25 protein-coding genes are annotated in these 25557 nt (G+C 56.8%); 18 read left to right on the top strand and 7 right to left on the bottom strand.

Features of this window, described 5'->3' with window-relative positions:
- Positions 1-29: 29 nt before the first annotated feature.
- Positions 30-1025, top strand: coding sequence for a tRNA dihydrouridine(20/20a) synthase DusA (dusA, locus tag ACOTXT_RS06715; RefSeq protein WP_023293522.1), 996 nt, complete (start codon positions 30-32; stop codon positions 1023-1025).
- Positions 1026-1161: 136 nt separating this feature from the next.
- Positions 1162-1404: an envelope stress response protein PspG gene (pspG, locus tag ACOTXT_RS06710; RefSeq protein WP_008503373.1), complete on the top strand. Its 243-nt coding sequence runs from the start codon at positions 1162-1164 to the stop codon at positions 1402-1404.
- A 184-nt stretch (positions 1405-1588) separates the two neighbouring features.
- Here pspG and ACOTXT_RS06705 read toward each other — a convergent pair whose 3' ends face one another.
- Positions 1589-2572, bottom strand: a complete 984-nt coding sequence (locus ACOTXT_RS06705) for a quinone oxidoreductase (protein ID WP_008503374.1) — start codon at positions 2570-2572, stop codon at positions 1589-1591.
- A gap of 60 nt (positions 2573-2632) precedes the next feature.
- On the opposite strand from ACOTXT_RS06705, the gene dnaB reads away from it, so the two are divergent.
- The 8 genes from dnaB to ACOTXT_RS06665 all read left to right on the top strand — a co-directional run bounded on the left by dnaB (position 2633) and on the right by ACOTXT_RS06665 (position 9844).
- Positions 2633-4045, top strand: coding sequence for a replicative DNA helicase (gene dnaB / locus ACOTXT_RS06700; protein WP_008503375.1), 1413 nt, complete (start codon positions 2633-2635; stop codon positions 4043-4045).
- Positions 4046-4061: 16 nt separating this feature from the next.
- Positions 4062-5141 carry an alanine racemase gene (alr, locus tag ACOTXT_RS06695; protein WP_333165076.1) on the top strand — a complete coding sequence of 360 codons (1080 nt, stop codon included), beginning with the start codon at positions 4062-4064 and terminating at the stop codon, positions 5139-5141.
- 22 nt (positions 5142-5163) lie between these two features.
- On the top strand, positions 5164-5721 hold the full coding sequence (pnuC, locus tag ACOTXT_RS06690; RefSeq protein WP_023293520.1) for a nicotinamide riboside transporter PnuC: 558 nt from the start codon (positions 5164-5166) through the stop codon (positions 5719-5721).
- Positions 5718-6728 (top strand): AAA family ATPase, encoded by a 1011-nt coding sequence (locus ACOTXT_RS06685; RefSeq protein WP_333165073.1) that lies wholly within the window; start codon positions 5718-5720, stop codon positions 6726-6728. Before pnuC ends, ACOTXT_RS06685 begins: the two co-directional genes overlap by 4 nt.
- A 75-nt stretch (positions 6729-6803) precedes the next feature.
- Complete coding sequence (gene tyrB, locus ACOTXT_RS06680; RefSeq protein WP_333165070.1) at positions 6804-7997, top strand: aromatic amino acid transaminase; 1194 nt, start codon at positions 6804-6806, stop codon at positions 7995-7997.
- Positions 7998-8244: 247 nt separating this feature from the next.
- Entirely contained in the window at positions 8245-8958 is a 714-nt protein-coding gene (gene aphA, locus ACOTXT_RS06675) for an acid phosphatase AphA (protein ID WP_333165067.1), read from the top strand.
- Positions 8959-9071: 113 nt separating this feature from the next.
- The gene (locus ACOTXT_RS06670) at positions 9072-9488 is read left to right on the top strand and encodes a secondary thiamine-phosphate synthase enzyme YjbQ (protein WP_023293516.1); all 417 of its coding nucleotides are present in this window, start codon (positions 9072-9074) and stop codon (positions 9486-9488) included.
- Between the two features lie 2 nt (positions 9489-9490).
- On the top strand, positions 9491-9844 hold the full coding sequence (locus ACOTXT_RS06665; RefSeq protein ID WP_008503382.1) for an MmcQ/YjbR family DNA-binding protein: 354 nt from the start codon (positions 9491-9493) through the stop codon (positions 9842-9844).
- Positions 9845-9847: 3 nt separating this feature from the next.
- Here ACOTXT_RS06665 and uvrA read toward each other — a convergent pair whose 3' ends face one another.
- Positions 9848-12670 (bottom strand): excinuclease ABC subunit UvrA, encoded by a 2823-nt coding sequence (gene uvrA / locus ACOTXT_RS06660; RefSeq protein WP_008503383.1) that lies wholly within the window; start codon positions 12668-12670, stop codon positions 9848-9850.
- Between the two features lie 251 nt (positions 12671-12921).
- Between uvrA and ssb1 the strand changes: the two genes are divergently transcribed.
- Complete coding sequence (gene ssb1 / locus ACOTXT_RS06655) at positions 12922-13446, top strand: single-stranded DNA-binding protein SSB1 (protein ID WP_008503384.1); 525 nt, start codon at positions 12922-12924, stop codon at positions 13444-13446.
- Positions 13447-13508: 62 nt separating this feature from the next.
- Here the strand turns inward: ssb1 and ACOTXT_RS06650 are convergent, their stop codons facing one another.
- Positions 13509-13790: a YjcB family protein gene (locus ACOTXT_RS06650; RefSeq protein ID WP_008503385.1), complete on the bottom strand. Its 282-nt coding sequence runs from the start codon at positions 13788-13790 to the stop codon at positions 13509-13511.
- 636 nt (positions 13791-14426) lie between these two features.
- On the opposite strand from ACOTXT_RS06650, the gene ACOTXT_RS06645 reads away from it, so the two are divergent.
- Positions 14427-15992: an EAL domain-containing protein gene (locus ACOTXT_RS06645; RefSeq protein WP_023293514.1), complete on the top strand. Its 1566-nt coding sequence runs from the start codon at positions 14427-14429 to the stop codon at positions 15990-15992.
- Between the two features lie 6 nt (positions 15993-15998).
- On the opposite strand, the gene soxS is transcribed toward ACOTXT_RS06645, so the two are convergent.
- On the bottom strand, positions 15999-16325 hold the full coding sequence (gene soxS, locus ACOTXT_RS06640; protein WP_008503387.1) for a superoxide response transcriptional regulator SoxS: 327 nt from the start codon (positions 16323-16325) through the stop codon (positions 15999-16001).
- A 98-nt stretch (positions 16326-16423) separates the two neighbouring features.
- On the opposite strand from soxS, the gene soxR reads away from it, so the two are divergent.
- From soxR to ACOTXT_RS06620, 4 genes are all read left to right on the top strand, one after another.
- Entirely contained in the window at positions 16424-16882 is a 459-nt protein-coding gene (soxR, locus tag ACOTXT_RS06635) for a redox-sensitive transcriptional activator SoxR (RefSeq protein WP_008503388.1), read from the top strand.
- 374 nt (positions 16883-17256) lie between these two features.
- Complete coding sequence (locus ACOTXT_RS06630; protein ID WP_008503389.1) at positions 17257-17928, top strand: glutathione S-transferase family protein; 672 nt, start codon at positions 17257-17259, stop codon at positions 17926-17928.
- Between the two features lie 294 nt (positions 17929-18222).
- Positions 18223-19572, top strand: a complete 1350-nt coding sequence (gene ghxP, locus ACOTXT_RS06625; RefSeq protein WP_008503390.1) for a guanine/hypoxanthine transporter GhxP — start codon at positions 18223-18225, stop codon at positions 19570-19572.
- 150 nt (positions 19573-19722) lie between these two features.
- A complete protein-coding gene (locus tag ACOTXT_RS06620) occupies positions 19723-21369 on the top strand; it encodes a Na+/H+ antiporter (RefSeq protein WP_008503391.1) in 1647 nt (548 codons plus the stop codon).
- Between the two features lie 81 nt (positions 21370-21450).
- On the opposite strand, the gene ACOTXT_RS06615 is transcribed toward ACOTXT_RS06620, so the two are convergent.
- The gene (locus tag ACOTXT_RS06615; RefSeq protein ID WP_021242768.1) at positions 21451-22338 is read right to left on the bottom strand and encodes a LysR family transcriptional regulator; all 888 of its coding nucleotides are present in this window, start codon (positions 22336-22338) and stop codon (positions 21451-21453) included.
- 102 nt (positions 22339-22440) lie between these two features.
- Here ACOTXT_RS06615 and ACOTXT_RS06610 point away from each other — a divergent pair, with 102 nt between their 5' ends.
- Together ACOTXT_RS06610 and ACOTXT_RS06605 are read left to right on the top strand one after the other, a co-directional pair.
- Entirely contained in the window at positions 22441-22851 is a 411-nt protein-coding gene (locus ACOTXT_RS06610; RefSeq protein ID WP_021242769.1) for a CidA/LrgA family protein, read from the top strand.
- Positions 22844-23533 (top strand): LrgB family protein, encoded by a 690-nt coding sequence (locus tag ACOTXT_RS06605; RefSeq protein WP_333165064.1) that lies wholly within the window; start codon positions 22844-22846, stop codon positions 23531-23533. The genes ACOTXT_RS06610 and ACOTXT_RS06605 overlap by 8 nt, the downstream gene beginning before the upstream one ends.
- A 32-nt stretch (positions 23534-23565) precedes the next feature.
- On the opposite strand, the gene actP is transcribed toward ACOTXT_RS06605, so the two are convergent.
- The gene (gene actP, locus ACOTXT_RS06600; protein WP_008503395.1) at positions 23566-25215 is read right to left on the bottom strand and encodes a cation/acetate symporter ActP; all 1650 of its coding nucleotides are present in this window, start codon (positions 25213-25215) and stop codon (positions 23566-23568) included.
- Complete coding sequence (locus ACOTXT_RS06595) at positions 25212-25526, bottom strand: DUF485 domain-containing protein (protein ID WP_008503396.1); 315 nt, start codon at positions 25524-25526, stop codon at positions 25212-25214. The genes actP and ACOTXT_RS06595 overlap by 4 nt, the downstream gene beginning before the upstream one ends.
- Between the last annotated feature and the right edge of the window lie 31 nt (positions 25527-25557).

The raw sequence follows: 25557 nt of genomic DNA, 5'->3' as shown, positions 1-25557 counted from the left end.
CTTTTCCACCAGATGCTTAAAACTTCGCCATGTCGTCAGAATTACAGACCGCTTTCCCTGCACACCGTTTTTCCATTGCGCCAATGCTCGACTGGACGGACAGACACTGCCGCTATTTCCTGCGCCAGCTCTCCCGCCATACGCTGCTGTACACCGAAATGGTGACCACAGGCGCAATCATTCACGGCAAGGGCGACTATCTGGCCTATAGCGAAGAAGAGCATCCGGTTGCCCTGCAGCTGGGCGGCAGCGATCCGGCCGCGCTGGCGCAGTGCGCGAAGCTGGCTGAAGCGCGCGGCTACGACGAGATCAACCTCAACGTTGGCTGCCCGTCCGATCGCGTGCAAAACGGCATGTTCGGCGCCTGCCTGATGGGGAACGCGCAGCTGGTGGCGGACTGTATCAAGGCGATGCGCGATGTCGTTTCCATTCCGGTGACGGTCAAAACCCGTATCGGGATTGACGACCAGGACAGCTACGAATTCCTGTGCGATTTCATCAATACGGTCTCCGGCAAGGGCGAATGCGAGATGTTCATCATCCATGCGCGAAAAGCCTGGCTCTCCGGCCTGAGCCCGAAAGAGAACCGTGAAATCCCGCCGCTGGACTACCCGCGCGTGTATCAGCTGAAGCGTGACTTCCCGCACCTGACGATGTCCATTAACGGCGGCATCAAGTCGCTGGAAGAGGCCAAAGCGCATCTCGAACATATGGATGGGGTGATGGTCGGGCGCGAGGCGTATCAGAACCCGGGCATTCTGGCGACGGTCGATCGCGAAATCTTTGGCATCGAAGGTGCAGACACCGATCCGGTTGGCGTCGTGCGTGCGATGTATCCTTACATTGAGCGCGAGCTGAGCAACGGTACGTATCTCGGCCATATCACTCGCCATATGCTTGGGCTGTTCCAGGGCATTCCGGGCGCGCGTCAGTGGCGTCGCTACCTGAGCGAAAACGCGCATAAAGCCGGGGCCGATATTGAGGTGCTGGAACATGCGTTGCGCCTGGTGGCGGACAAGCGATAACTTTCGCTAAAAGTTCGTCAAATTCACCACGCCCTGCGAATTCTCGCGGGGCGTTTTGCTTTAAGAACAACATGTTATGTCTGGCATGATTCTTGTAATGTTTGCAGCATCATTCGGGAACTCGTGGGAGAGCACCATGCTGGAACTACTTTTTGTGATTGGCTTTTTTGTCATGCTGTTAGCAACGGGCATTTCGCTGCTCGGCATTCTGGCGGCTATCGTGGTGGCGACGGTCGTCATGTTTATTGGCGGATTGTTTGCCCTGACGATCAAACTGCTGCCGTGGTTACTGCTGGCCGTGGCGGTGGTGTGGGTGATACGGGCGATTAAATCGCCAAAAGTGCCCAGTTATCAGCGCAATAACCGCTTTCGTTACTAAGGTATTGAGGGGTTCGTCACAGAGTTGTAACTTTTCCGGCAGCCTGGCTTAGAACAGAATAGGATTTACTTATCGAATCTGTCACTATGACTGCCGTTAAAGAATTCATCGCGCTGTACCCTACATACAGCCGAACTAAAAAAAGAAAGGGCTTCCCACGGGAAGCCCAATTTCTTTTTGGGGCTCAGGGAATCAATAAACTCGACCCCTGCGTTGCCCGGCTCTCCAGCACCTCATGCGCACGCTGCGCATCGGCTAGCGGGTATTTCTGCGCTTCTGCCACATCCACCTTAATGACGCCGCTGGCGATCAGCGAGAACAGCTCGTTGCTGGCTTCCTCAAGTTCTTCCCGGTTGGTGATGTAGCCCTGCAGGGAAGGGCGCGTGACGTACAGCGAGCCTTTCTGGTTCAGGATGCCGAGATTCACGCCGGTGACAGCACCTGACGCATTCCCGAAGCTCACCATCAGCCCACGACGCTGCAGGCAGTCCAGCGACGCTTCCCAGGTATCTTTCCCTACCGAGTCATACACCACGCGCACCTTTTTGCCGCTGGTGATCTCCTTCAGCCGTTCGACAATGCTCTCTTCACGGTAGTTAATCACCTGCCAGGCGCCCGCCTGCAGCGCGCGCTGGGCTTTTTGGGCATTGCCCACGGTGCCGATCAGTTTTGCGCCCAGCGCTTTTGCCCACTGACAGGCGATGAGCCCGACGCCACCCGCCGCGGCATGAAACAGGAACTGCTCGTCGGGTTTAATTTCATAGGTTTTGCGCAGCAGGTAGTAAACGGTTAACCCTTTCAGAAAGGAGGCCGCCGCCTGCTCAAAGGAGATGGCGTTGGGCAGCAGGGCGGCTTTATCCGCCGGGACGTTGTGGACGGAGCTGTAAGCGCCCAGCGGAGATTGCGCGTACACCACGCGGTCGCCTTCTTTAATATGCTTAACCGCGCTGCCCACTTTGACGACGACGCCGGCCGCCTCGGTACCCAGTCCGCTCGGCATCGACGGAGGCGGGTAGAGCCCGCCGCGAATATAGGTGTCGATGTAGTTTATGCCGATGGCTTTGTTTTCAACCTGCACTTCGTTTTCGCCAGGCGCGGTGGGGGTGAACTCCACCGCGTTGAGTACGTCAGGGCCACCATGCTTGTGAAATTCAATACGTGTTGCCATGCTTCCTCCAGAATGTGGTAATCTTTCGACCCACTCTTTATCTCGGTAACTCCATTCACTATGGCAGGAAACAAACCCTTCAACAAACAGACTGAACCTCGCGAGCGTGATTTCCAGGTCGCAGGGTTAAAAGTCCCGCCGCACTCGATTGAAGCGGAACAGTCGGTGTTGGGCGGTTTAATGCTGGATAACGAGCGCTGGGACGACGTCGCCGAGCGCGTGGTGTCCGAGGATTTCTACACCCGTCCGCACCGTCATATCTTTACCGAAATGGCGCGCCTGCAGGAGTCGGGTAGCCCGATTGACCTGATCACGCTCGCGGAATCGCTGGAGCGTCAGGGACAGCTGGACAGCGTCGGCGGGTTTGCCTATCTGGCAGAACTGTCAAAAAACACGCCAAGTGCGGCGAACATCAGCGCTTATGCTGACATCGTGCGTGAACGCGCCGTTGTCCGAGAGATGATCTCGGTGGCGAATGAGATCGCCGAAGCGGGTTTTGATCCGCAGGGTCGCACCAGTGAAGATCTGCTCGACCTTGCCGAGTCCCGCGTCTTCAAAATCGCCGAAAGCCGCGCCAACAAAGACGAAGGCCCCAAAAATATCGCCGACGTCCTCGACGCCACCGTTGCCCGTATCGAACAGCTGTTCCAGCAGCCGCACGACGGTGTGACCGGGGTGAACACCGGTTATGACGATCTCAACAAAAAAACCGCCGGTCTGCAGCCGTCGGATTTGATTATCGTCGCCGCGCGTCCGTCGATGGGTAAAACGACATTTGCGATGAACCTCGTCGAAAATGCGGCGATGTTGCAGGATAAGCCGGTACTGATTTTCAGCCTTGAGATGCCCTCCGAGCAGATCATGATGCGTTCTCTGGCATCGCTGTCGCGCGTGGACCAGACCCGCATCCGTACCGGTCAGCTCGACGATGAGGACTGGGCGCGCATCTCCGGCACCATGGGCATTCTGCTGGAAAAACGTAACATCTATATTGATGACTCCTCCGGCCTGACGCCGACGGAAGTCCGTTCCCGCGCGCGTCGTATCGCCCGCGAACACGGCGGTATCGGCCTTATCATGATCGACTACCTTCAGCTGATGCGCGTCCCGTCGCTCTCCGACAACCGTACGCTGGAGATCGCCGAAATTTCCCGCTCGCTCAAGGCGTTAGCCAAAGAGCTGCACGTGCCGGTGGTGGCGCTGTCGCAGCTTAACCGCTCTCTGGAACAACGTGCCGACAAACGTCCGGTCAACTCCGACCTGCGTGAATCCGGCTCGATCGAGCAGGATGCCGACTTAATCATGTTTATCTACCGTGATGAGGTTTATCACGAGAACAGCGACCTGAAAGGGATCGCCGAAATTATTATTGGTAAACAACGTAACGGCCCGATCGGGACGGTGCGTCTGACCTTTAACGGCCAGTGGTCGCGTTTCGACAACTATGCCGGTCCTCAATATGATGATGAGTAATTTCTAAGGAATTCAAATGCAAGCGGCAACTGTTGTCATTAACCGCCGCGCTCTGCGACACAACCTGCAACGTCTGCGTGAACTGGCACCCGCCAGCAAGCTCGTTGCAGTCGTGAAAGCGAACGCTTACGGACACGGTCTTCTTGAGACCGCGCGAACGCTCCCCGATGCCGACGCCTTTGGCGTCGCCCGTCTTGAAGAAGCCCTTCGCCTGCGCGCGGGGGGGATTACCCAGCCGATTCTGCTCCTCGAAGGCTTTTTCGAAGCCGCCGATCTGCCAACTATCGCGGATCAGCATCTGCACACGGCGGTACACAACGAAGAACAGCTGGCCGCACTGGAAACCGCTGAGCTGAGCGAGCCGGTGACCGTGTGGATGAAGCTTGATACGGGCATGCACCGTCTGGGCGTACGTCCGGAAAGCGCCGAAGCGTTTTATCAGCGTTTATGCCGGTGCAAAAACGTGCGCCAGCCGGTGAATATTGTCAGCCACTTCGCCCGTGCCGATGAGCCCGAGTGCGGTGCGACCGAGCGACAGCTGGATATCTTTAATACCTTCTGCGAAGGCAAGCCGGGGATGCGCTCGATCGCCGCATCCGGCGGGATCCTGCTGTGGCCGCAGTCGCATTTCGACTGGGCGAGACCGGGCATCATTCTTTACGGCGTGTCGCCGTTGGAGAATAAACCCTGGGGGCCGGACATGGGTTTCCAGCCAGTCATGTCTCTGGTGTCTACTCTGATTGCCGTGCGTGAACACAAAGCCGGTGAACCGGTGGGCTATGGTGGCACCTGGACCAGCGAGCGCGACACGCGTCTCGGCGTGGTGGCGATGGGCTACGGCGACGGCTATCCGCGCGCTGCACCAACGGGTACGCCGGTGCTGGTCAACGGTCGCGAGGTGAAGATCGTTGGCCGCGTGGCGATGGACATGATTTGCGTCGATCTGGGGCCAGAAGCGCAGGATAAACCCGGCGACGATGTGGTGATGTGGGGGGAAGGTTTACCCGTTGAACGTATTGTTGAAATCACTAAAGTGAGTGCTTACGAACTTATCACCCGCCTGACGTCGCGGGTGGCGATGAAGTACCTCGACTAACATTTCATTCCAGGGAAGGATAATGTCCCCTTCAGAAATCGCTGCATGTCTGGCCTATGCTCTCTCCGTCTGGCTGGCCGCCAGAAACAATATCCATACGTGGTGGATAGGCATCATCGGTAGCGGGCTTTATGCCTGGGTCTTCTATTCTGTGCAGCTTTATGCTGACGTTACCCTTCAGTTCTTTTTCATCATAACGAGCATAACCGGCTGGCTGCATTGGCTTAAAGGCAATCATGGAGAGGTCTTGCCTGTTCGTCGTACCAGACCGGGACATTTTTTTATGCTTTTAGCCTGCGCCGTAAGCGTAGCAGCGGCGTACGGGTGGATATTGCATCTCTATACCAATGCATGGGCCCCCTGGCTGGACTCCATCATTTTGACATTCAGCATTCTTGCTCAGTTTATGTTGATGGGACGGCGTCTGGAAAACTGGTACATCTGGCTTGCCGTTAACACGCTGGCAGTACCGCTGTACGCGACGAGAGAACTGTACCTGACCGCCGGTTTATATCTGGTGTTTTGGTTTAATGCGTGGCACGGACTGTATCAGTGGCGCAAGGAGATCCGTGCGCAATGACGCTGTATGCCAACGGCCTGGTGGTAGGCAAATTCGCACCATTACATGCAGGCCATGAAGCGCTTATCAATACGGCACTTGAGCAGTGCGAGACGGTCTGTATCATCAGCTATTCGTCGCCGGAAATACGCGGTTACGAACCTGAAAAGCGGCTTAACTGGTTAACAACGCGCTTCCCGCAATGTCGCCACCTCGTGCTTTCGCCGCATGTGTTGGCTGCATATTGCCTTGCGCCACCGCCACCGAATGACGCTGATGACGATCTTCACCGGCATTATGTTGCAACGCTGTGTGAGGACATTTTGCACTGTCAGCCAGAGGCGGTATTTACTGCCGAAGACTATGGAGACGGGTTTGCCGCTGTCCTGAGCCAGCGTTTCGGACGACCGGTTGCGCACGTGCGTCTCCAGCGTCAACGGGGACCAGAGGCCCCTTCGGGAACGCTCATCCGTTCTGATGTTCATCGTTATCGTAAGATGATGTCCCCAGAGGTGTACCGCAGCTTTGTTTTTCGTATCTGCTTATTAGGTGGAGAATCGACGGGCAAAAGCACGCTAGCAAAGGCTCTGGCGCAGACGCTAAACGTTCCGTACGTTGCAGAGTATGGCCGTGAACACTGGGAAGCGAAGAACGGTATCCTGGATCGGGAGGATTTGCTGCATATTGCCCGCGAGCAAGTACGTCGGGAAGCATTAGCCTGCACGGCGCCTTATCTGGTCTGTGATACCTCACCTTTAACGACCCTGTTTTACGCACTCGATCAGTTTGGCAGCGCGCCGCAGGCGTTAAAGGAGTTAGCTGAACGAGACTATGCGCTGGTCGTACTTTGCGGAGATGAATTTCCGTTTGTGCAGGATGGCACCCGGCAGGGCGAGGCGTTTCGCCACCGACAGCAAGTATGGTATGAAGCAGAGCTGTCGGCACGAAATATTCCTTTTCTGCGCGTGCGGGGCTCACTGCCTGAGCGAATCGATCACATTTGCCGATATATCCAGGGACCGATCTGATATCGCTCTCGACCTTCATCTGCTTCCGGTTTATTGTTGAAATCCCTGCCTCATCGAATTCCGGAGAACCATCGCGTGTTTCAGAAAGTTGACGCCTATGCCGGCGACCCTATCCTCTCCTTAATGGAGCGTTTCAAAGAAGATCCTCGCAGCGACAAAGTGAACCTCAGCATCGGTCTGTATTACAACGAGGATGGCATTATTCCTCAATTAAAAGCCGTTGCCGAAGCCGAAGCGCGTCTGAACGCGGTTCCACACGGCGCTTCTCTGTATCTGCCGATGGAAGGGCTAAACGCTTATCGCCACACCATTGCACCGCTGCTGTTCGGCGCCGATCACGCTGTGCTCGCGCAAAAACGCGTGGCGACCATCCAGACGCTGGGCGGCTCGGGTGCGCTGAAAGTCGGTGCAGACTTCCTGAAAAAATACTTCCCGGATTCAGGCGTGTGGGTCAGCGACCCGACGTGGGAAAACCACGTTGCGATCTTCGAGGGCGCGGGCTTTAAGGTGGCGACCTATCCGTGGTTCGACAGCGAAACGAACGGCGTGCGCGTTGACGCGCTGCTGGAAAAGCTGAACACGCTGCCAGCGCGCAGTATTGTGCTGCTGCACCCATGCTGCCATAACCCAACCGGGGCGGATCTCACCCATGCTCAGTGGGATGCGGTGATCGAGGTGCTGAAGACCCGCGACCTAATCCCGTTCCTCGACATTGCCTACCAGGGCTTTGGCGCGGGTATGGAAGAAGACGCCTATGCCATCCGTGCCGCTGCCAGCGCCGGGCTGCCTGTACTGGTGAGTAACTCCTTCTCTAAGATCTTCTCCCTGTACGGTGAACGCGTTGGTGGCCTGTCCGTGGTGTGTGAAGACGCCGAAGCGGCGGGCCGCGTGCTGGGCCAGCTGAAAGCGACGGTGCGCCGTATCTACTCCAGCCCGCCAAACTTTGGTGCTCAGGTAGTGGCGACGGTTCTCGGTGACGAAACGCTGAAAGCCTCCTGGCTTGCCGAAGTGGAGGCGATGCGTAAGCGCATCCTGTCGATGCGTCAGGCGCTGGTTAACGTCCTGAAAGAGGCTGTGCCAGGGCATAACTTCGACTATCTGCTCAAGCAGCGCGGGATGTTCAGCTATACCGGACTGAGCGCGGCGCAGGTCGATCGCCTGCGCGAAGAGTTCGGTGTCTACCTGATCGCCAGCGGCCGTATGTGCGTGGCGGGCCTGAATGCCAGCAACGTTCAACGCGTGGCACAGGCGTTTGCAGCTGTGATGTAAGTACTCACTACTTATTATCGCCCTCTCCCTGTGGGAGAGGGCATCAGGCCGCAGAAAATCTTGCCCGGTGGCGGCTGCGCCTTACCGGGCCTACATCACTCATCCACACTTTGTGATCGTCTTCTTTTTATTCCGCTTCATAAGCAAAAACTCCTTCTCTTCACCTCCCGCTGGGGTTAAGGTCGGATAGTTTTTTGACCATTCACTCAAAATAAAACGATAACAAGCTGAATATTCAGGGGAAAACATGCGCAAGATCACACTGGCGCTCAGCGCCGCCTGCTTATTGTTCTCACTTAATAGCGCCGTCGTCGCACGTGCCTCGGCGCCGACGCCGCTTTACACCGGCACCACCGCCGCCATGCTTGCCGAGCAGGCGCCCATTCACTGGGTCTCCGTGGCCCAAATCGAAAACAGCCTGATGGGACGCGCGCCAATGGCCGTGGGCTTCGACATTGACGATACCGTGCTGTTCTCAAGCCCTGGCTTCTGGCGCGGCAAAAAAATGTATTCACCGCACAGCGAAGCGTATCTGAAGAATCCGGAGTTCTGGGAAAAAATGAATAACGGCTGGGACGAGTACAGCATCCCGAAAGAGGTCGCCCGGGCGCTTATTGCTATGCACGTTAAGCGCGGTGACAGCATTTACTTCGTTACCGGCCGTAGCCAGACCAAAACGGAAACCGTCTCCAGAACACTGCAGGACGATTTCCAGATCCCGGCTGCCAATATGAATCCGGTCATTTTTGCGGGTGACAAAGAGGGGCAAAACACCAAAATCCAGTGGCTGGAAAAGAAAAACATCAAAGTGTTTTATGGCGATTCGGATAATGACATTACCGCCGCGCAGGATGCTGGTGCCAGAGGGATCAGGGTGTTACGCGCGTCTAACTCGACCTATCGACCGCTGCCGATGGCCGGAAAGTTTGGTGAAGAGGTGATCGTCAACTCGGAGTATTAAGCCGCTAGCAGCGAGTTTGACTCTTTTTTAATCAAATCTCGCTGCTGCGGGTTTTACCTTTCGCCTTCTTGCTGCACACTTAGAAAGATTCATCTTTCATTACGGAGCAGCAGATGTGGTACCAACAGACCCTGACCTTAAGCGCTAAACCACGCGGTTTTCACCTGGTGACGGATGAGGTCATCGGGCAGCTCCGCGACCTGTCGCGGGTCAAAACGGGTTTGCTGCATCTGCTGCTTCAGCACACGTCAGCCTCTCTCACGCTGAATGAAAATTGCGATCCCACCGTCCGGTCTGACATGGAGCGTCATTTTCTGAAGAGCGTCCCGGACAACGCGCCCTACGAGCATGACTATGAGGGGGCGGACGATATGCCTTCGCATATCAAATCTTCCCTGCTGGGCGTATCGCTGACGCTGCCGGTCCACAACGGACGGCTGCTTTTGGGCACGTGGCAGGGGATCTGGCTGGGAGAACATCGCATTCACGGTGGTTCGCGTAAAATTATCGCCACGCTACAAGGGGAATAAAGATGACAATTTCGGAGATACTTCAGTACTGCATGAGCAAGCCCGGCGCGGAGCAGAGCGTCCATAGCGACTGGAAAGCCACGCAGGTTAAGGTGGGGGATGTGCTGTTTGCGATGGTGAAAGAGGTAGAAGGCCGTCCGGCGGCGTCGCTGAAAACCAGCCCTGAACTGGCGGATTTACTGCGTCAGCAGCATGATGACGTGAGGCCGAGCCAGCACCTCAATAAGGCGCACTGGAGCACCGTCTATCTGGATGGATCGATTCCAGGCTCGCAAATTTACTACCTGGTGGACGCGTCCTATCAGCAGGCGGTTGAGCTGCTGCCGGAAACGACCCGACAGCAACTCTCCGTGTGACAATTACAGCAACGGTTTAAGGAAGCGCGCGGTGTGCGAGGCTTCGCACTCTGCAACGGTCTCTGGCGTACCGGAGACGAGGATTTCACCGCCGCCGCTGCCGCCTTCCGGGCCAAGATCGACAATCCAGTCCGCGGTTTTAATCACGTCCAGGTTATGCTCGATGACCACGATGGTGTTGCCCTGATCGCGCAGCTGATGCAGCACGTCCAGCAGCTGCTGGATGTCGGCAAAGTGCAGACCGGTGGTCGGCTCATCCAGGATATACAGCGTCTGGCCGGTGCCGCGTTTTGACAGCTCGCGCGCCAGCTTCACGCGCTGCGCTTCACCGCCGGACAGCGTCGTGGCGGACTGCCCCAGACGAATGTAGGTCAGGCCGACGTCCATCAGCGTCTGCAGCTTACGCGCCAGCGCAGGGACGGCGTCAAAGAACTCACGCGCCTCTTCGATGGTCATATCCAGCACTTCGTGGATGGTCTTGCCCTTGTACTTAATCTCCAGCGTTTCGCGGTTATAGCGCTTGCCTTTGCACTGGTCGCACGGCACGTAGATATCCGGCAGGAAGTGCATCTCAACCTTGATCACGCCGTCGCCCTGGCAGGCTTCACAGCGGCCGCCGCGCACGTTAAAGCTGAAACGGCCTGGCGTATAGCCGCGTGAACGCGCTTCCGGCACACCGGCAAACAGTTCACGTACGGGCGTGAAAACACCGGTATAGGTTGCCGGGTTAGAGCGTGGCGTACGGCCAATCGGGCTCTGGTCGATGTCGATAACCTTATCGAAATGCTCCAGCCCCTGGATGTCGCGGTACGGTGCCGGTTCGGCCAGCGTCGCGCCGTTCAGCGCCGTCTGAGCAATCGGGAACAGCGTATCGTTGATCAGCGTCGACTTACCGGAACCGGACACGCCGGTAATGCAGGTAAACAGGCCCACCGGCAGCGTCAGGGTAACGTCTTTCAGGTTGTTGCCGCGCGCGCCGGTCAGCTTCAGCACTTTTTCCGGGTTCGCCGCCACGCGCTGTTTTGGTACTTCAATCTTGCGCTTGCCGCTCATGTACTGGCCGGTCAGCGACTCGGGCACCGCCATAATGTCCTTCAGCGTGCCTTCCGCCACCACCTGGCCGCCGTGCACGCCAGCGCCCGGGCCGATGTCGATCACGTGGTCTGCGGCGCGGATCGCGTCTTCGTCGTGCTCCACCACAATCACCGTGTTGCCGAGGTTACGCAGGTGGACCAGGGTGCCGAGCAGGCGCTCGTTGTCGCGCTGGTGCAGGCCGATGGACGGCTCATCCAGCACGTACATCACGCCCACCAGGCCCGCGCCAATCTGGCTCGCCAGACGAATACGCTGGGCTTCACCGCCGGAGAGCGTTTCTGCCGAGCGTGAAAGCGTCAGGTAGTTCAGGCCGACGTTCACCAGGAACTTCAGGCGATCGCCAATCTCTTTCAAGACTTTTTCAGCAATTTTGGCGCGCTGGCCGGACAGCTTCAGGTTATTGAAGAAGTCCATCGCGTGGCCGATGCTCATGTCTGAGATGGTCGGCAGCGCCGTATTTTCCACAAACACGTGGCGCGCTTCGCGACGCAGGCGCGTGCCCTCGCAGGTGGCGCAGGAGCGGTTGCTGATGAACTTCGCCAGCTCCTCGCGCACCGCGCTGGATTCGGTCTCTTTGTAGCGGCGCTCCATATTGTGCAGCACCCCTTCGAACGGGTGGCGACGCACGGAGGTATCGCCGCGATCGTTCATATACTTGAACTCGATGTTCTCTTTGCCAGAACCGAACAGGATCACTTTGTGTACGTTCGGGCTCAGGCTGGCCCACGGCGCTTCCACGTCGAACTTGTAGTGCTCCGCCAGCGACTTCAGCATCTGGAAGTAATAGAAGTTACGCTTGTCCCAGCCGCGAATGGCGCCACCCGCCAGCGACAGCTCCGGATTCTGGATCACGCGGTCCGGGTCGAAATACTGCTGGACGCCCAGACCGTCACACGTCGGGCAGGCGCCCGCCGGGTTGTTAAACGAGAACAGGCGCGGTTCCAGCTCGCGCATGCTGTAGCCGCAAATCGGGCAGGCAAAGTTGGCGGAGAAGAGCAGCTCTTCCGCCTGCGGGTCGTCCATGTCGGAAACCACGGCCGTGCCGCCGGAGAGCTCCAGCGCCGTTTCAAACGATTCTGCGAGACGCGTGGCGAGATCGTCACGCACCTTAAAGCGGTCAATCACCACCTCAATGGTATGCTTCTTCTGCAGTTCCAGCTTGGGCGGGTCGGACAGGTCACACACTTCGCCGTCAATACGGGCGCGGATATAGCCCTGGCTTGCCAGGTTCTCCAGCGTTTTGGTGTGCTCACCCTTACGCTCTTTAATGATTGGCGCCAGCAGCATCAGGCGTTTGCCTTCCGGCTGAGACAGCACGTTATCCACCATCTGGCTCACGGTCTGTGCCGCCAGCGGGACGTCGTGGTCCGGGCAGCGCGGCTCACCCACGCGGGCATACAGCAGACGCAGGTAGTCATGAATTTCAGTAATGGTACCGACCGTGGAGCGCGGGTTATGCGACGTGGACTTCTGCTCGATAGAGATAGCAGGAGACAACCCTTCAATGTGGTCGACATCCGGTTTTTCCATCAGCGACAGGAACTGACGCGCGTACGCCGAGAGCGATTCAACGTAACGACGCTGTCCTTCGGCATACAGAGTGTCGAAAGCCAGTGAGGATTTGCCAGACCCCGAAAGCCCGGTCACGACAATGAGTTTGTCGCGAGGGATTATCAGGTTGATATTCTTGAGATTGTGGGTGCGGGCGCCCCGAACTTCGATCTTATCCATTCACCTTTCCCGGTTGGAACACGGATTGCCTGGTTTGTTTGAAGGACAAACGGCTGTCAGAAACGGCTAATTATGACACAATTTGACCTGTTTGAATATACAGTATTGGAATGCATTTTCTGACGGACTGTGTAACAATGTTATGTTCGCACGAGAACTCTGGAATCCATCTCGCAGCTATCAAAATGCAGCGTGGAAATGGTACACTCGCGCGTTTACACTATTAAGAAACGTATTCAGGAGACACGAACATGGCCAGCAGAGGCGTAAACAAGGTGATTCTCGTCGGTAATCTGGGCCAGGACCCGGAAGTACGCTACATGCCGAGTGGTGGCGCAGTTGCCAACATTACGCTGGCTACTTCCGAATCCTGGCGTGATAAAGCGACCGGTGAGATGAAAGAGCAGACCGAATGGCACCGCGTTGTGCTGTTTGGCAAACTGGCAGAAGTGGCCGGTGAGTATCTGCGTAAAGGTTCTCAGGTCTATATCGAAGGCCAGCTGCGTACCCGCAAATGGACCGATCAGTCCGGTGCTGAGAAGTACACCACTGAAGTCGTGGTTAACGTTGGCGGCACCATGCAGATGCTGGGTGGCCGTCAGGGCGGTGGCGCACCAGCAGGTGGCGGCCAGCAGCAGGGCGGCTGGGGTCAGCCTCAGCAGCCACAGGGCGGCAACCAGTTCAGCGGCGGCGCGCAGTCTCGTCCGCAGCAGCAGTCTGCTCCGGCGCCGTCTAACGAACCGCCAATGGATTTCGACGACGACATTCCGTTCTGATTTGTGCGTCCTTCAAACAAAAAACCCAGACATCGTCTGGGTTTTTTTATTCCATAAAGGGATCAGGTAATCACCATTGGCCAGTCTGGTGGCGTGTGGCTCATCGCTTCAACCATCACCACTTTGATATTTTCCCAGACGGCGGCGATATCCAGCAGGGTAATGCCAAGCAGCCCCGTTGCAAACCAACATGCTGCACCCAGCCCCAACAGCGTGCTGATGACAGCGAGACCCGCGTAGTCAGATTTACGAAACTGAATGTTCAGCGTGCTGGCCAAAAACATCAGTACCGCACTCAACAAAGGCCAGCGCAGGAGAACCATGCTGGTAGTAATGGTTGCCATAAACCCATCCTCTACAAAACAGACGACCTGAATGAAACGGTGTTTCTCGTTACAGAATATGTGTGAACTATATCACATTTGTTGATTTATTCGCCAGTGTCTGCGCGATCAAAAAACGGTTTTTATTCCTCCGGTAAAGAGTGTGTGCAGGCTGGCCCTGCCTTCGGCGCGCGAGGAGGCGCCCCCCAGCGTGCCGGAAACGTCCATCGGGCTAGTGGTGATACCTCAAATTCGGTTTTTATAAGAGGGGGCTCAGTCGAATCATAAAATAGTGCGGCGAAGACTGATTATTTATAAATCAACGCACACAATGCCCCACAGTAAATAGCATAAAACGTCATGATAAAGGTGCGCTTTTTTCATGCTGCCAGAAGTTTGGCTTAATCAACGATCGTCTGTTGTGTTATCTTCCCTCCGCCCTCGAGGGCTGGATAATTATTTTCCTTAATTGAAACGGAACGAATACTTACAGTTTCACTTACGGGAAAATATTATCGTCATAACGAAATTTAAGATTTTTAATACGAAAAGTCAGTTGCTAACTTCGCATGATTCATGCAACGTAATCACCTGTTTAACACAGCATCCGGCCTTCATTACTACAGGCGTACAACATGCAGGGATATAGGGCGGGAAATGAATCGTAGCGCGCGGCGCAAGATGCTCAGGGTGGTAGGGATCATCATGGTAGTTATGCTGCCGGTGATGCTTGCGCTATGGTTTGCCCAGCTAAGAGCCGTGTCTGAAACAAGCGCCCAGCTACGGACATTTGCTGAACTGGCTTTAGACAAAACTGAGCTGGTTATACAACAGGTTGATCTGGCCCGGGACGAGGCAGAAAAATATCGGGGCGAGCTCTGTACCCCGGGACACCGTCAATATATGTTGAACGTTGTTCGTGGTCGCCTGTTTGTTGCCGATTTAATTTACGCTGAAGGTCAGAATTTTCTTTGTTCGACCGTTTTTACACCGGATCAACCCTACGCCATACCCGTCGCTAATTACACGCGAAAACCTGACGTCGCTATCTATTATTATCGCGACACCCCATTTTATACTGGCTATAAAATGACATATATGCAGCGCGGAAATTATGTGGTGGTCGTTAATCCACTTTCATACAGCGAAGTCATGTCCGCGGATCATTCTCTCTCGTGGGGGGTTTACGACACGGTAACCAATGCTTTCTTTTCCGTCAGTCAGAAAGCCAACGTTTCGTTATTAAATTCGCTGATTCGGGATAAGGAATCGGTATTTCAAAAAGATAACCGCTTTTATACGATCGTCACATCCCCTAAAAGACCGATTGCGGCTATCGTGTCGACATCGAATAAACGCTTTTATGAAACGCTTTATCATCAGGCGACATTAACGCTGCCGCTGGGCATGATCTGCAGCATTATTATTTTGCTGGTCTGGTCCCGTACTCATCGTGAGCTTAATTCGCCGGGGCGTTTACTGCACCGGGCGCTGAACAAACGCCAGCTTTGCGTGCACTATCAACCGATTATTGATATCAAGAACAACCGGTGTGTCGGCGCGGAGGCGTTGTTACGCTGGCCGGGTTTTAACGGACAGGTGATGAGCCCGGCTGAGTTTATTCCGCTGGCTGAAAATGAGGGGATGAGCGAGCGGATTACGGATTACGTCGTTGAGGAAGTGTTCAGCGATTTGGGCCATTTCCTGGCCGAGCATCCGCATCTCTATATTTCGATTAACCTGTCGGCCACGGATTTCCACTCCTCGCGGCTGATCGCCATGATTTCTGAGAAGGCTCGCCACTACGCCGTCCGCGCGCAGCAAATCAAAATTGAAGTGACGGAACGCGGTTTTATCGATGTGCCAAAAACCACGCCGGTGATTCAGGCTTTCCGTCAGGCGGGGTATGAAGTGGCGATCGATGATTTCGGTACCGGCTATTCGAACCTGCACAACCTCTATTCGCTGAACGTCGATATTCTGAAAATCGATAAATCGTTTATCGATACCTTAACGACCAACAGCACCAGCCACCTGATCGCCGAGCATATTATCGAGATGGCGCAAAGCCTGCGGCTGAAAACCATTGCGGAAGGGGTCGAGACGGCAGAGCAGGTGAGCTGGCTGTTGAAGCGCGGCGTCCAGTTTTGTCAGGGATGGCACTTCGCGAAAGCGATGCCGCCCCAGGAATTTATGACCTGGCAGCAGCAACCTTTGCACTGAGAGTAATTAATTCAACTGGTGGCGATAGTCGCTCGGCGTGCGGTCAAACTCGCGGCGAAACACGCGGGAAAAGGTTTGTTGCGACACATAGCCAAGATCCATCGCGATATCAAAAATCGGCCGCTGCGTTGAGCGTAGCGCCTGCGCCGCCAGCAGCAGCCTGCGCTGACGAATGTACTCACCCAGCGTCTGATGCATGACCGTGCGAAACATTCTCTGTAAATACCATTTCGAATAGCCCGACTTTTTCGCGACCACATCAATGTTCAACGGTTGGTCGATATGATCGTCAATCCATTCAATAAGCGTCTGAATAATCTGCTGATGCGACATAAGGTTGCCCCTCTGTAGATACAACTTTCTCGGTTGATTCGTCGTTTTCTCTGCGGGGGAGTATAATTCCTCAAGTTAACTTGAGGTAAAGAGGTTTTATGGAAAAGAGATTGCCGCGCATTAAAGCGCTGTTAACCCCCGGCGAAGTGGCAAAGCGAAGCGGCGTTGCGGTATCGGCGCTCCACTTCTATGAAAGCAAAGGGTTAATTAAAAGCATCCGCAACGGCGGCAACCAGCGTCGCTATACCCGCGACGTGCTCCGCTACGTGGCGATTATCAAAATTGCGCAACGAATCGGCATTCCCCTGGCTACCATTGGCGAGGCATTTGGCGTGCTGCCGGAAGGGCATACGCTGAGCCCGAAAGAGTGGAAAGAGCTTTCATCCCAGTGGCGAGAAGAGCTGGACAGGCGTATCCATACGCTGGTCGCGCTGCGTGATGAGCTGGACGGTTGTATCGGCTGCGGCTGCCTGTCGCGCAGCGACTGCCCGTTGCGTAACCCCGGCGACAAACTGGGCGAGCAGGGGACGGGAGCGCGGTTGCTGGAAGAGGATTGAGCGTGCGTGTAGCCCATTCGCCGGGTGGCGCTTCGCTTACCCGGCCTACCAAACCGTCAAATGTAGGCCGGGTAAGGCGCAGCCGCCACCCGGCAAAACCCCACATACATAAAGAACTAAAGCGCCACAAAGGGCGCTTTAGTTTTTCCCGGTCTTTGTCTTTCTCTCTATCCCGCTGGTTCACGGGAGGGTTTCCCCCGACGTCAGCACCCCTCATGTCGAGCTGGTTGGGGAGGTTCCGGATTGTGCTGACACTTTAATTCTATGCAAGACCCGTTTTTTCGCCAGCGTCGCTGACCGGTTTTTAGCCGAATTTTTTTCGCGGTGTTGTTCGATTTTCTATAGTTAAAAAGTATGAATAACAGGAGAAAACCATGCTCACGGTACACCACCTTAACCAGTCGCGCTCGCACCGCGTGATCTGGGCGCTGGAAGAACTCGGTCTGCCTTATGAGATCGTTCACTATCAGCGCGAAAAGAACATGCTTGCGCCGGAGGCTCTCAAAAAGGTGCATCCGCTGGGCAAATCGCCGGTCATCGAAGATAACGGGCTGATCCTCGCGGAGTCTGGCGCCATTCTCGAGTATCTGCAGGAAACATACGATGCCGAGTCGCGGCTTAAGCCTTTAGATCCGGCGCATAAGGTGCAGTATCGCTTCTGGCTGCACTACGCGGAAGGATCGCTGATGCCGCTGCTGCTAATGAAGCTGGTCTTCAGCAGTCTCGGCAAGCCGCCGGTGCCGTTTGGTATCCGAACCCTGGGCAAAGCGCTTGGGCAAGGGGTGCAGAAAGCGTACCTTAACCGCCAGCTGGAAACCCATGCGCGCTTTATTGAGTCGCACCTTGCTAAAAATAGCTGGTTTGCCGGGGATTCGCTCAGCATGGCCGACATTCAAATGAGCTTCCCGATCTTTGCCCTGCTGGCACGCGGCGGTATCGACAACCTGCCGCATAGTCAGGCATGGAAAACGAAAGTTGAAAACAGCCCCGGCTGGCAACGAACCCTGGCACAAGGGGGACCGTTATCCATTCCGGGTGAGGATTGAAATGTAAACAAATTGCGCATATACGATAACGTTTGCGCATCCTCTGTTTATTTCTTCAGCGTCATAAGGGAATTTTAGCGAAAAACGATAAAGTTCAGTTGAAAAGGGCGGGGATTAGGCTAGATAATCGTTTGCCTTAATTTGACCACCCGTTTGTAAGCGCGGAGCTAAACGTTTGCTTATTCTGTGACGCCCTTTCGTCGCAAACGCAACACAAGGATTTGACGTTTAGCTGGCAGTGGCGTCTCCACCTCGCTTACGGACTTCCTAAAAAACTCTCAGGGGATGTTTTCTATGTCTACGCCATCTGCGCGTACTGGCGGTTCACTTGACGCCATGTTTAAAATTTCGGCCCGCGGCAGCACCGTGCGCCAGGAAATCGTTGCCGGTTTGACAACGTTTCTGGCGATGGTTTATTCCGTCATCGTTGTGCCGGGTATGCTGGGCAAAGCGGGCTTCCCGCCAGCGGCTGTCTTTGTGGCGACCTGCCTTGTGGCCGGCGTGGGCTCTATCGTGATGGGCCTCTGGGCGAACCTGCCGCTGGCGATTGGTTGCGCCATCTCCCTGACCGCGTTTACCGCGTTCAGCCTGGTGCTGGGCCAGCACATCAGCGTACCGGTTGCGCTTGGCGCCGTGTTCCTGATGGGTGTGCTGTTTACCGTTATTTCAGCGACCGGCATCCGTAGCTGGATCTTGCGCAACCTGCCGCAGGGCGTGGCGCACGGTACCGGCATCGGCATCGGCCTGTTCCTGCTGCTGATCGCCGCCAACGGCGTCGGTCTGGTTATCAAGAACCCGCTCGACGGCCTGCCGGTTGCGCTCGGCCACTTCGCCAGCTTCCCGGTGATCATGTCGCTGATCGGCCTGGCGGTGATTATCGGTCTGGAAAAACTGAAAGTCCCGGGCGGCATTCTGCTGACCATTATCGGCGTGTCCATTGTGGGCCTGATTTTCGATCCGAACGTCCACTTCTCCGGCATTTTCGCCATGCCGTCGCTGAGCGATGACAAAGGCAACTCTCTGATTGGCAGCCTGGATATCGTTGGCGCGCTCAACCCGGTGATCCTGCCAAGCGTGCTGGCGCTGGTGATGACCGCCGTGTTTGACGCGACCGGTACCATTCGTGCGGTGGCCGGTCAGGCGAACCTGCTGGATAAAGACGGTCAGATTATTGACGGCGGCAAAGCGCTGACTACGGACTCCCTGAGCAGCGTCTTCTCGGGCCTGGTGGGCGCAGCGCCTGCGGCGGTGTACATCGAGTCCGCAGCAGGTACGGCGGCGGGCGGTAAAACCGGCCTGACGGCGATCACCGTGGGCGTGCTGTTCATGCTGATCCTGTTCCTCTCCCCGCTCTCCTATCTGGTTCCGGCGTACGCGACCGCGCCAGCGCTGATGTACGTTGGCCTGCTGATGCTGAGCAACGTGGCGAAAATCGACTTTGCGGATTTCGTTGACGCGATGTCTGGCCTGATTACCGCGGTCTTCATCGTACTGACCTGTAACATCGTGACCGGCATTATGATCGGCTTCGCGTCGCTGGTGATTGGTCGTCTGGTCTCCGGTGAATGGCGCAAGCTGAACGTTGGCACCGTTGTGATTGCCGTTGCGCTGGTGGCGTTTTACGCGGGCGGCTGGGCAATCTGAGTTGTCCTTTGATGCGAAAACGGGTGGCTCAGGCCGCCCGTTTTTATTTTCAGGACTCATCCTGTTGCCTTTTGCGTTACTCTGGGGAAGATAGAATAAAAGGCACGACGCCTTCCGGAGTACATAAGCAACACAGCAAACAGGGAACGCATGGAAATCTTCTTCACAATACTCATCATGACCCTTGTGGTCTCGCTATCCGGGGTGGTTACACGCGTACTGCCCTTTCAGGTCCCCCTGCCATTAATGCAAATTGCCATCGGCGCGCTGCTGGCGTGGCCAACGTTTGGCCTGCACGTGGAATTTGACCCCGAACTGTTCCTCGTGCTGTTCATCCCGCCACTGCTGTTTGCCGATGGCTGGAAAACGCCCACGCGCGAGTTCCTTGAGCACGGGCGAGAGATCTTCGGCCTGGCGCTTGCGCTGGTGGTGGTTACCGTCGTCGGGATTGGTTTCCTGATCTACTGGACGGTACCGGGTATCCCGTTAATTCCTGCCTTTGCGCTGGCCGCCGTGTTGTCGCCAACCGATGCCGTGGCGCTGTCCGGCATTGTGGGCGAAGGCCGCATTCCGAAGAAAATCATGGGGATTTTACAGGGTGAGGCGCTGATGAATGACGCCTCCGGCCTGGTTGCCCTGAAGTTTGCCGTGGCCGTTGCGATGGGCACGATGGTCTTTACCGTCGGCGGCGCGACGCTGGAGTTCTTTAAGGTAGCCATCGGCGGTATTCTCGCGGGCTTCGTGGTGAGCTGGCTGTACGGCCGCTCATTGCGCTTCCTCAGCCGCTGGGGCGGCGATGAACCCGCGACGCAGATCGTGCTGCTGTTCCTGCTGCCGTTCGCCTCTTATCTGATTGCCGAACATATCGGCGTGTCGGGCATTCTGGCCGCGGTCGCGGCAGGGATGACCATCACCCGCTCCGGCGTGATGCGCCGCGCGCCGCTGGCGATGCGCCTGCGTGCCAACAGCACCTGGGCGATGCTGGAGTTTGTCTTTAACGGCATGGTGTTCCTGCTGTTGGGCCTGCAGCTGCCGGGCATTATGGAATCCTCGCTGGTGGCGGCGGAGGCCGATCCGAACGTTGAGGTCTGGATGCTGTTTACCGACATCGTGCTGATCTACCTGGCGCTGATGCTGGTGCGTTTCGGCTGGCTGTGGACGATGAAAAACTTCAGCGTCCGCTTCCTGAAGAAAAAACCGATGGAGTTCGGCTCGTGGACAACGCGTGAGCTGCTGATTGCCTCTTTTGCGGGCGTACGCGGGGCGATAACCCTCGCCGGTGTGCTCTCCATTCCGCTGCTGCTGCCGACGGGCGATGTCTTCCCGGCGCGTTACGAGCTGGTATTCCTGGCGGCGGGGGTGATTCTGTTCTCCCTGTTCGTCGGCGTGATTATGCTGCCGATTTTGCTCCAGCATATTGATGTTGGCGATTCGACCCAGCAGCACAAGGAAGAGCGTATTGCGCGTGCTGCGACCGCCGAAGTGGCGATTGTCGCCATCCAGAAAATGGAAGAGCGCCTGGCCGCGGATGCGGAAGAGAACATCGACAATCAGCTGCTGACGGAGGTGAGTTCCCGCGTAATTGGTAACCTGCGTCGCCGCGCGGACGGGCGTAACGATGTAGAAAGCTCGCTGCAGGAGGAGAACCTGGAACGCCGGTTCCGTCTGGCCGCGCTGCGCTCAGAGCGTGCCGAACTGTATCACCTGCGCGCCACGCGCCAGATCAGCAACGAGACGCTGCAAAAGCTGCTGCACGATCTGGACCTGCTGGAAGCGCTGCTGATAGAGAATCAGTAGCGCTGTTTTGCCGGGTGGCGGCTTCGCCTTACCCGGCCTACGGTTCGAACGTAGGCCCGGTAAGCGCAGCGCCACCGGGCACTATTCAGACCGCACCCAAAACCCCTCACAACACTGCAGCCACGCCTGCGCGCTCTGCGACAAATAGACCCCTTCACGCCAGATCATCCCTAACTGCCAGTGCAGATCGCTCTCCAGCGGGATCCAGCGCAGCGTGTTTTTATCCAGACGCTCGCAAATCGGCTGCGGCAGAATGGCAATCCCCACGCCCGCCTGCACCATCGCGGCCAGGAAATCCCACTGACCGCTGCGCACCGCGATGCGTGGCTTGACGTTATGTTGGTTAAACAGCGTCATCAGCTGGCGGCTTAAGGCGAAGTCTTCGTTGTAGATCAGCAGAGGGTGTTCGCCGAGCAGCTCAGGCTTCACCGCGTCCCTTTTCAGCCAGTCGCCGGAGCGGGGAACCAGCACGCACAGCGGGTGGCTAAAGAGCGGAAGCGTCGCCAGGCCGCTCTCTTCCTCAACGGGGAGGGCGGTCATGGCCACGTCGAGCTCGCCGTTAGTGACGGCCTGCTGGACGGTTAAGCCACCAAACTCCGAAATCTTCAGCTCTACGCCAGGATAGCGCTGGCGAAACAGGCCGATCGGCCCGGCCATCATCATGCCGACCATCGGGGGAATGCCGAGGCGAAGCACCCCTTTGGTCAGATGATTAATATCGTCCAGCTCCGCTTCCAGCTGGCGGAACTCCGCCAGAATGGCCAGCCCGCGTTCGAACACCACGCGTCCGGTGTCGGTCAGCAGCAGCTTGCGCCCGTCGCGGATCAGCAGGGTACAGTTAAGTTCATCTTCGAGGTTTTTCAGCATCTTGCTGATGGTGGGCTGGGTAACAAACAACTTCTCCGCTGCGCGGGTAAAACTTTGCTGGCGAACCACTTCGACAAAATAGCGCAGCGTTCTTATGTCCATGATTATTCCTCGAAACTATACCTGTGATGATTTTAATTCATTTCAGTCCATACCGTGCGCTCACTATACTGGCGCCTCGTCTCATTTTTGAGGAAAACCCCCATGGCCGTGGCGTTAAGCCGTGTTACGCCTGCCGTTGTGCAACGACTCCAGGTCCCGGTTCAGGTACTGCTCTACGCGGGACTGTTTGTTTTCGCCGAATATCTTGTCGGCTGGCTCCACCTGCCGCTGCCTGCCAACCTGGTGGGGATGCTGCTGATGTTGACGCTCATCCTCTGTCGCGTGATCCCCCTTAACTGGGTGCGCGCCGGGGCGCGCTGGCTGCTGGCGGAGATGCTGCTGTTCTTTGTGCCTGCCGTGGTGGCGGTGGTGAACTATGCGCAGCTGTTGATGGTGGACGGCTGGCGCATCTTCGCGGTGATCGCGCTGAGTACGCTGATGGTGCTGGGAGCGACCGCCTGGGTGGTGGATAAAGTGTATCGCTTTGAAATCAGCAGGCACAAACATGACTAACTTTCAGATCAGCGTCTTGTGCCTGATCGCGACGCTGGCGATCTACTTTGCCAACAAGCGGCTGTATCGCCGGTTTCATGCGCTGCCGCTGATGCCGCTGGTCTTCACGCCGATCCTGCTGGTGCTGATGCTGGTCTTCGGCCATATCTTCTGGCAGAACTACATTGGTGAATCCCACTGGCTGCTGTGGCTGCTCGGCCCGGCGACCATCGCCTTTGCCGTGCCCGTTTACGACAACCTGGCGATTATCAGGCGCCACTGGATGTCGCTCAGCGCAGGCGTGATCACCGCTACGGTGGTCGCGGTCTGTAGCTCCGTCTGGCTGGCGAGACTGTTTACGCTGCCCGATGAAATTCAGCGCAGCCTGGCCGTGCGCTCGGTGACCACGCCGTTTGCGCTCGCGGCGGCGAAACCCCTCGGCGGACAGCCGGACCTGGTGGCGCTGTTTGTGGTGGTGACGGGCGTCTTTGGGATGGCGGTGGGCGATATGCTCTTTCTGCGGCTTTCTATTCGGGAAGGAATGGCCAAAGGCGCGGGGTTTGGCGCGGCGTCGCACGGCGCGGGCACGGCACGCTCCTATGAGCTGGGCCAGCAGGAGGGGGTTGTCGCGAGCCTGGTGATGATGCTGTCGGGCGTGGTGATGGTGCTGATTGCGCCGCTGGTGGCGTGGGTGATGTTTTAAGCTCCCCGGCCAGAATGGCCGGGGAGAAAGGTTTAGTGCGCGCGGCCTTGCTCAACGCCAAGACCGGTTTGTGAACGAATAAACTGGGCGCGGAATTTCTCGCGCTCCAGGTTACCTTCCGGCGAATTGTCGGTAGCCGAGAAGACCCAGATACCGATAAACGCCACGGCAATGGAGAACAGCGCCGGATATTCATACGGGAAGATGGCGCTTGCGTGACCGAGGATCTGCACCCAAATCGTCGGGCCCAGAATCATCAGGATCACCGCCGTCAGCAGCCCCAGCCAGCCGCCAATCATCGCGCCACGGGTGGTCAGCTTCGACCAGTACATGGAGAGCAGGATGATCGGGAAGTTACAGCTTGCCGCGATGGAGAAGGCCAGCCCCACCATAAAGGCGATGTTTTGCTTCTCGAACAGAATGCCCAGCAGGATCGCCACGACGCCCAGCACCAGCACGGTGATTTTAGAAACCTTCAGCTCATCGCGCTCGCTCGCGCCTTTGCGGAAGACGTTGGCGTAGAGGTCATGCGAAACCGCCGACGCCCCGGCCAGCGTTAAACCCGCAACCACCGCAAGAATGGTGGCGAAGGCCACGGCTGAGATAAAGCCGAGGAACAGGTTGCCGCCCACCGCGTCGGCCAGATGCACCGCCGCCATGTTATTGCCGCCAATCAGCGCGCCCGCGGCATCTTTAAACGCCGGGTTTGCCCCCACCAGCATGATCGCACCAAAGCCGATAATAAAGGTCAGGATATAAAAGTAACCCATGAAGCCGGTTGCGTAGAAGACGCTCTTGCGCGCTTCACGCGCGTCGCTCACGGTGAAGAAGCGCATCAGGATATGCGGTAAGCCTGCGGTACCAAACATCAGGCCCAGACCGAGCGACAGGGCCGATATCGGGTCTTTCACCAGCCCGCCCGGGCTCATGATGGCTTCCCCTTTCGGGTGGACCGCCATGGCTTCAGTGAACAGGTTATTGAAGCTGAACCCGACGTGCTTCATCACCATAAAGGCCATAAAGCTGGCGCCGAACAGCAGCAGGACGGCTTTGATGATCTGCACCCAGGTCGTCGCCAGCATGCCGCCGAACAGCACGTACATCACCATTAGTACGCCCACCAGCACCACCGCGATGTGGTAGTTCAGGCCGAACAGCAGTTGGATCAATTTACCCGCGCCCACCATCTGCGCAATCAGGTACAGCGCCACCACCACCAGCGAACCGCAGGCGGAGAGGGTGCGAATCGGTCCCTGCTTCAGGCGATACGAGGCCACGTCGGCGAAGGTGTAGCGGCCCAGATTGCGCAGGCGCTCGGCAATCAGGAACAGAATGATCGGCCAGCCGACGAGGAAGCCGAGGGAGTAAATCAGGCCGTCATAGCCGGAGGTGTAGACCAGCGCGGAGATCCCGAGGAACGAGGCGGCGGACATAAAGTCACCCGCAATCGCCAGCCCGTTCTGGAAGCCGGTAATGTTGCCGCCTGCGGTGTAGTAATCGTTACGGGAGCGCACGCGTTTCGACGCCCAGTAAGTGATGTACAGCGTCAGCACCACGAAAATCAGGAACATCACAATCGCCTGCCAGTTGGTTGGCTGGCGCTGTACCTCGCCGGTAATCGCATCTGCCGCGTGGGCGGCAAAGGGAAGCGTGGCGGCGAGCGCCGTCAGAATTCTCTTCATGATGCTTTTACCTCTTGCAGTACCGCTTTATTAAGGCGATCGAATTCACCGTTCGCGCGCCAGACGTAAACGCCGGTCAGCACAAATGAAATCACGATGACGCCAATGCCAATGGGAATACCGCGCGTCACGCTGGTGCCCTCGTGCAGCGGGGTGCCCAGCCAGTGCGGCGCAAAGGCGATCAGCAGAATAAAGCCGACATAGATAATCAGCATGATGATGGAAAGGGTGAAGGCAAACCGTTGCCGCTTATCGACGAGCTCCCTGTAGTGCGCACTATTCTCTATCTGCTGACAAATATGGTCATTCATCACAGAGTCTCCAAAGGTAAGGTTGGTTTGT

The sequence above is a fragment of the Enterobacter cloacae complex sp. IR5422 genome (genome assembly GCF_049238165.1).
Classification (GTDB): domain Bacteria; phylum Pseudomonadota; class Gammaproteobacteria; order Enterobacterales; family Enterobacteriaceae; genus Enterobacter; species Enterobacter roggenkampii.
Note: the sequence above shows the minus strand (reverse complement) of the source record. Positions and strands in the feature narration are given on the sequence as shown.

What these genes read in the sequence shown, in the direction of transcription:
- ACOTXT_RS06645 (WP_023293514.1), top strand. Translation starts at nt 14,427, where the DNA reads ATGAATCGTAGCGCGCGGCGCAAGATGCTCAGGGTGGTAGGGATCATC.
- pnuC (WP_023293520.1), top strand. Translation starts at nt 5,164, where the DNA reads ATGTCCCCTTCAGAAATCGCTGCATGTCTGGCCTATGCTCTCTCCGTC.
- ACOTXT_RS06670 (WP_023293516.1), top strand. Translation starts at nt 9,072, where the DNA reads ATGTGGTACCAACAGACCCTGACCTTAAGCGCTAAACCACGCGGTTTT.
- ACOTXT_RS06685 (WP_333165073.1), top strand. Translation starts at nt 5,718, where the DNA reads ATGACGCTGTATGCCAACGGCCTGGTGGTAGGCAAATTCGCACCATTA.
- ACOTXT_RS06630 (WP_008503389.1), top strand. Translation starts at nt 17,257, where the DNA reads ATGCTCACGGTACACCACCTTAACCAGTCGCGCTCGCACCGCGTGATC.
- ACOTXT_RS06705 (WP_008503374.1), bottom strand. Translation starts at nt 2,572, where the DNA reads ATGGCAACACGTATTGAATTTCACAAGCATGGTGGCCCTGACGTACTC.
- ssb1 (WP_008503384.1), top strand. Translation starts at nt 12,922, where the DNA reads ATGGCCAGCAGAGGCGTAAACAAGGTGATTCTCGTCGGTAATCTGGGC.
- soxR (WP_008503388.1), top strand. Translation starts at nt 16,424, where the DNA reads ATGGAAAAGAGATTGCCGCGCATTAAAGCGCTGTTAACCCCCGGCGAA.
- ACOTXT_RS06605 (WP_333165064.1), top strand. Translation starts at nt 22,844, where the DNA reads ATGACTAACTTTCAGATCAGCGTCTTGTGCCTGATCGCGACGCTGGCG.
- ACOTXT_RS06615 (WP_021242768.1), bottom strand. Translation starts at nt 22,338, where the DNA reads ATGGACATAAGAACGCTGCGCTATTTTGTCGAAGTGGTTCGCCAGCAA.
- ACOTXT_RS06665 (WP_008503382.1), top strand. Translation starts at nt 9,491, where the DNA reads ATGACAATTTCGGAGATACTTCAGTACTGCATGAGCAAGCCCGGCGCG.
- pspG (WP_008503373.1), top strand. Translation starts at nt 1,162, where the DNA reads ATGCTGGAACTACTTTTTGTGATTGGCTTTTTTGTCATGCTGTTAGCA.
- ACOTXT_RS06650 (WP_008503385.1), bottom strand. Translation starts at nt 13,790, where the DNA reads ATGGCAACCATTACTACCAGCATGGTTCTCCTGCGCTGGCCTTTGTTG.
- alr (WP_333165076.1), top strand. Translation starts at nt 4,062, where the DNA reads ATGCAAGCGGCAACTGTTGTCATTAACCGCCGCGCTCTGCGACACAAC.
- soxS (WP_008503387.1), bottom strand. Translation starts at nt 16,325, where the DNA reads ATGTCGCATCAGCAGATTATTCAGACGCTTATTGAATGGATTGACGAT.
- dusA (WP_023293522.1), top strand. Translation starts at nt 30, where the DNA reads ATGTCGTCAGAATTACAGACCGCTTTCCCTGCACACCGTTTTTCCATT.
- dnaB (WP_008503375.1), top strand. Translation starts at nt 2,633, where the DNA reads ATGGCAGGAAACAAACCCTTCAACAAACAGACTGAACCTCGCGAGCGT.
- actP (WP_008503395.1), bottom strand. Translation starts at nt 25,215, where the DNA reads ATGAAGAGAATTCTGACGGCGCTCGCCGCCACGCTTCCCTTTGCCGCC.
- ghxP (WP_008503390.1), top strand. Translation starts at nt 18,223, where the DNA reads ATGTCTACGCCATCTGCGCGTACTGGCGGTTCACTTGACGCCATGTTT.
- ACOTXT_RS06595 (WP_008503396.1), bottom strand. Translation starts at nt 25,526, where the DNA reads ATGAATGACCATATTTGTCAGCAGATAGAGAATAGTGCGCACTACAGG.
- aphA (WP_333165067.1), top strand. Translation starts at nt 8,245, where the DNA reads ATGCGCAAGATCACACTGGCGCTCAGCGCCGCCTGCTTATTGTTCTCA.
- ACOTXT_RS06620 (WP_008503391.1), top strand. Translation starts at nt 19,723, where the DNA reads ATGGAAATCTTCTTCACAATACTCATCATGACCCTTGTGGTCTCGCTA.
- ACOTXT_RS06610 (WP_021242769.1), top strand. Translation starts at nt 22,441, where the DNA reads ATGGCCGTGGCGTTAAGCCGTGTTACGCCTGCCGTTGTGCAACGACTC.
- uvrA (WP_008503383.1), bottom strand. Translation starts at nt 12,670, where the DNA reads ATGGATAAGATCGAAGTTCGGGGCGCCCGCACCCACAATCTCAAGAAT.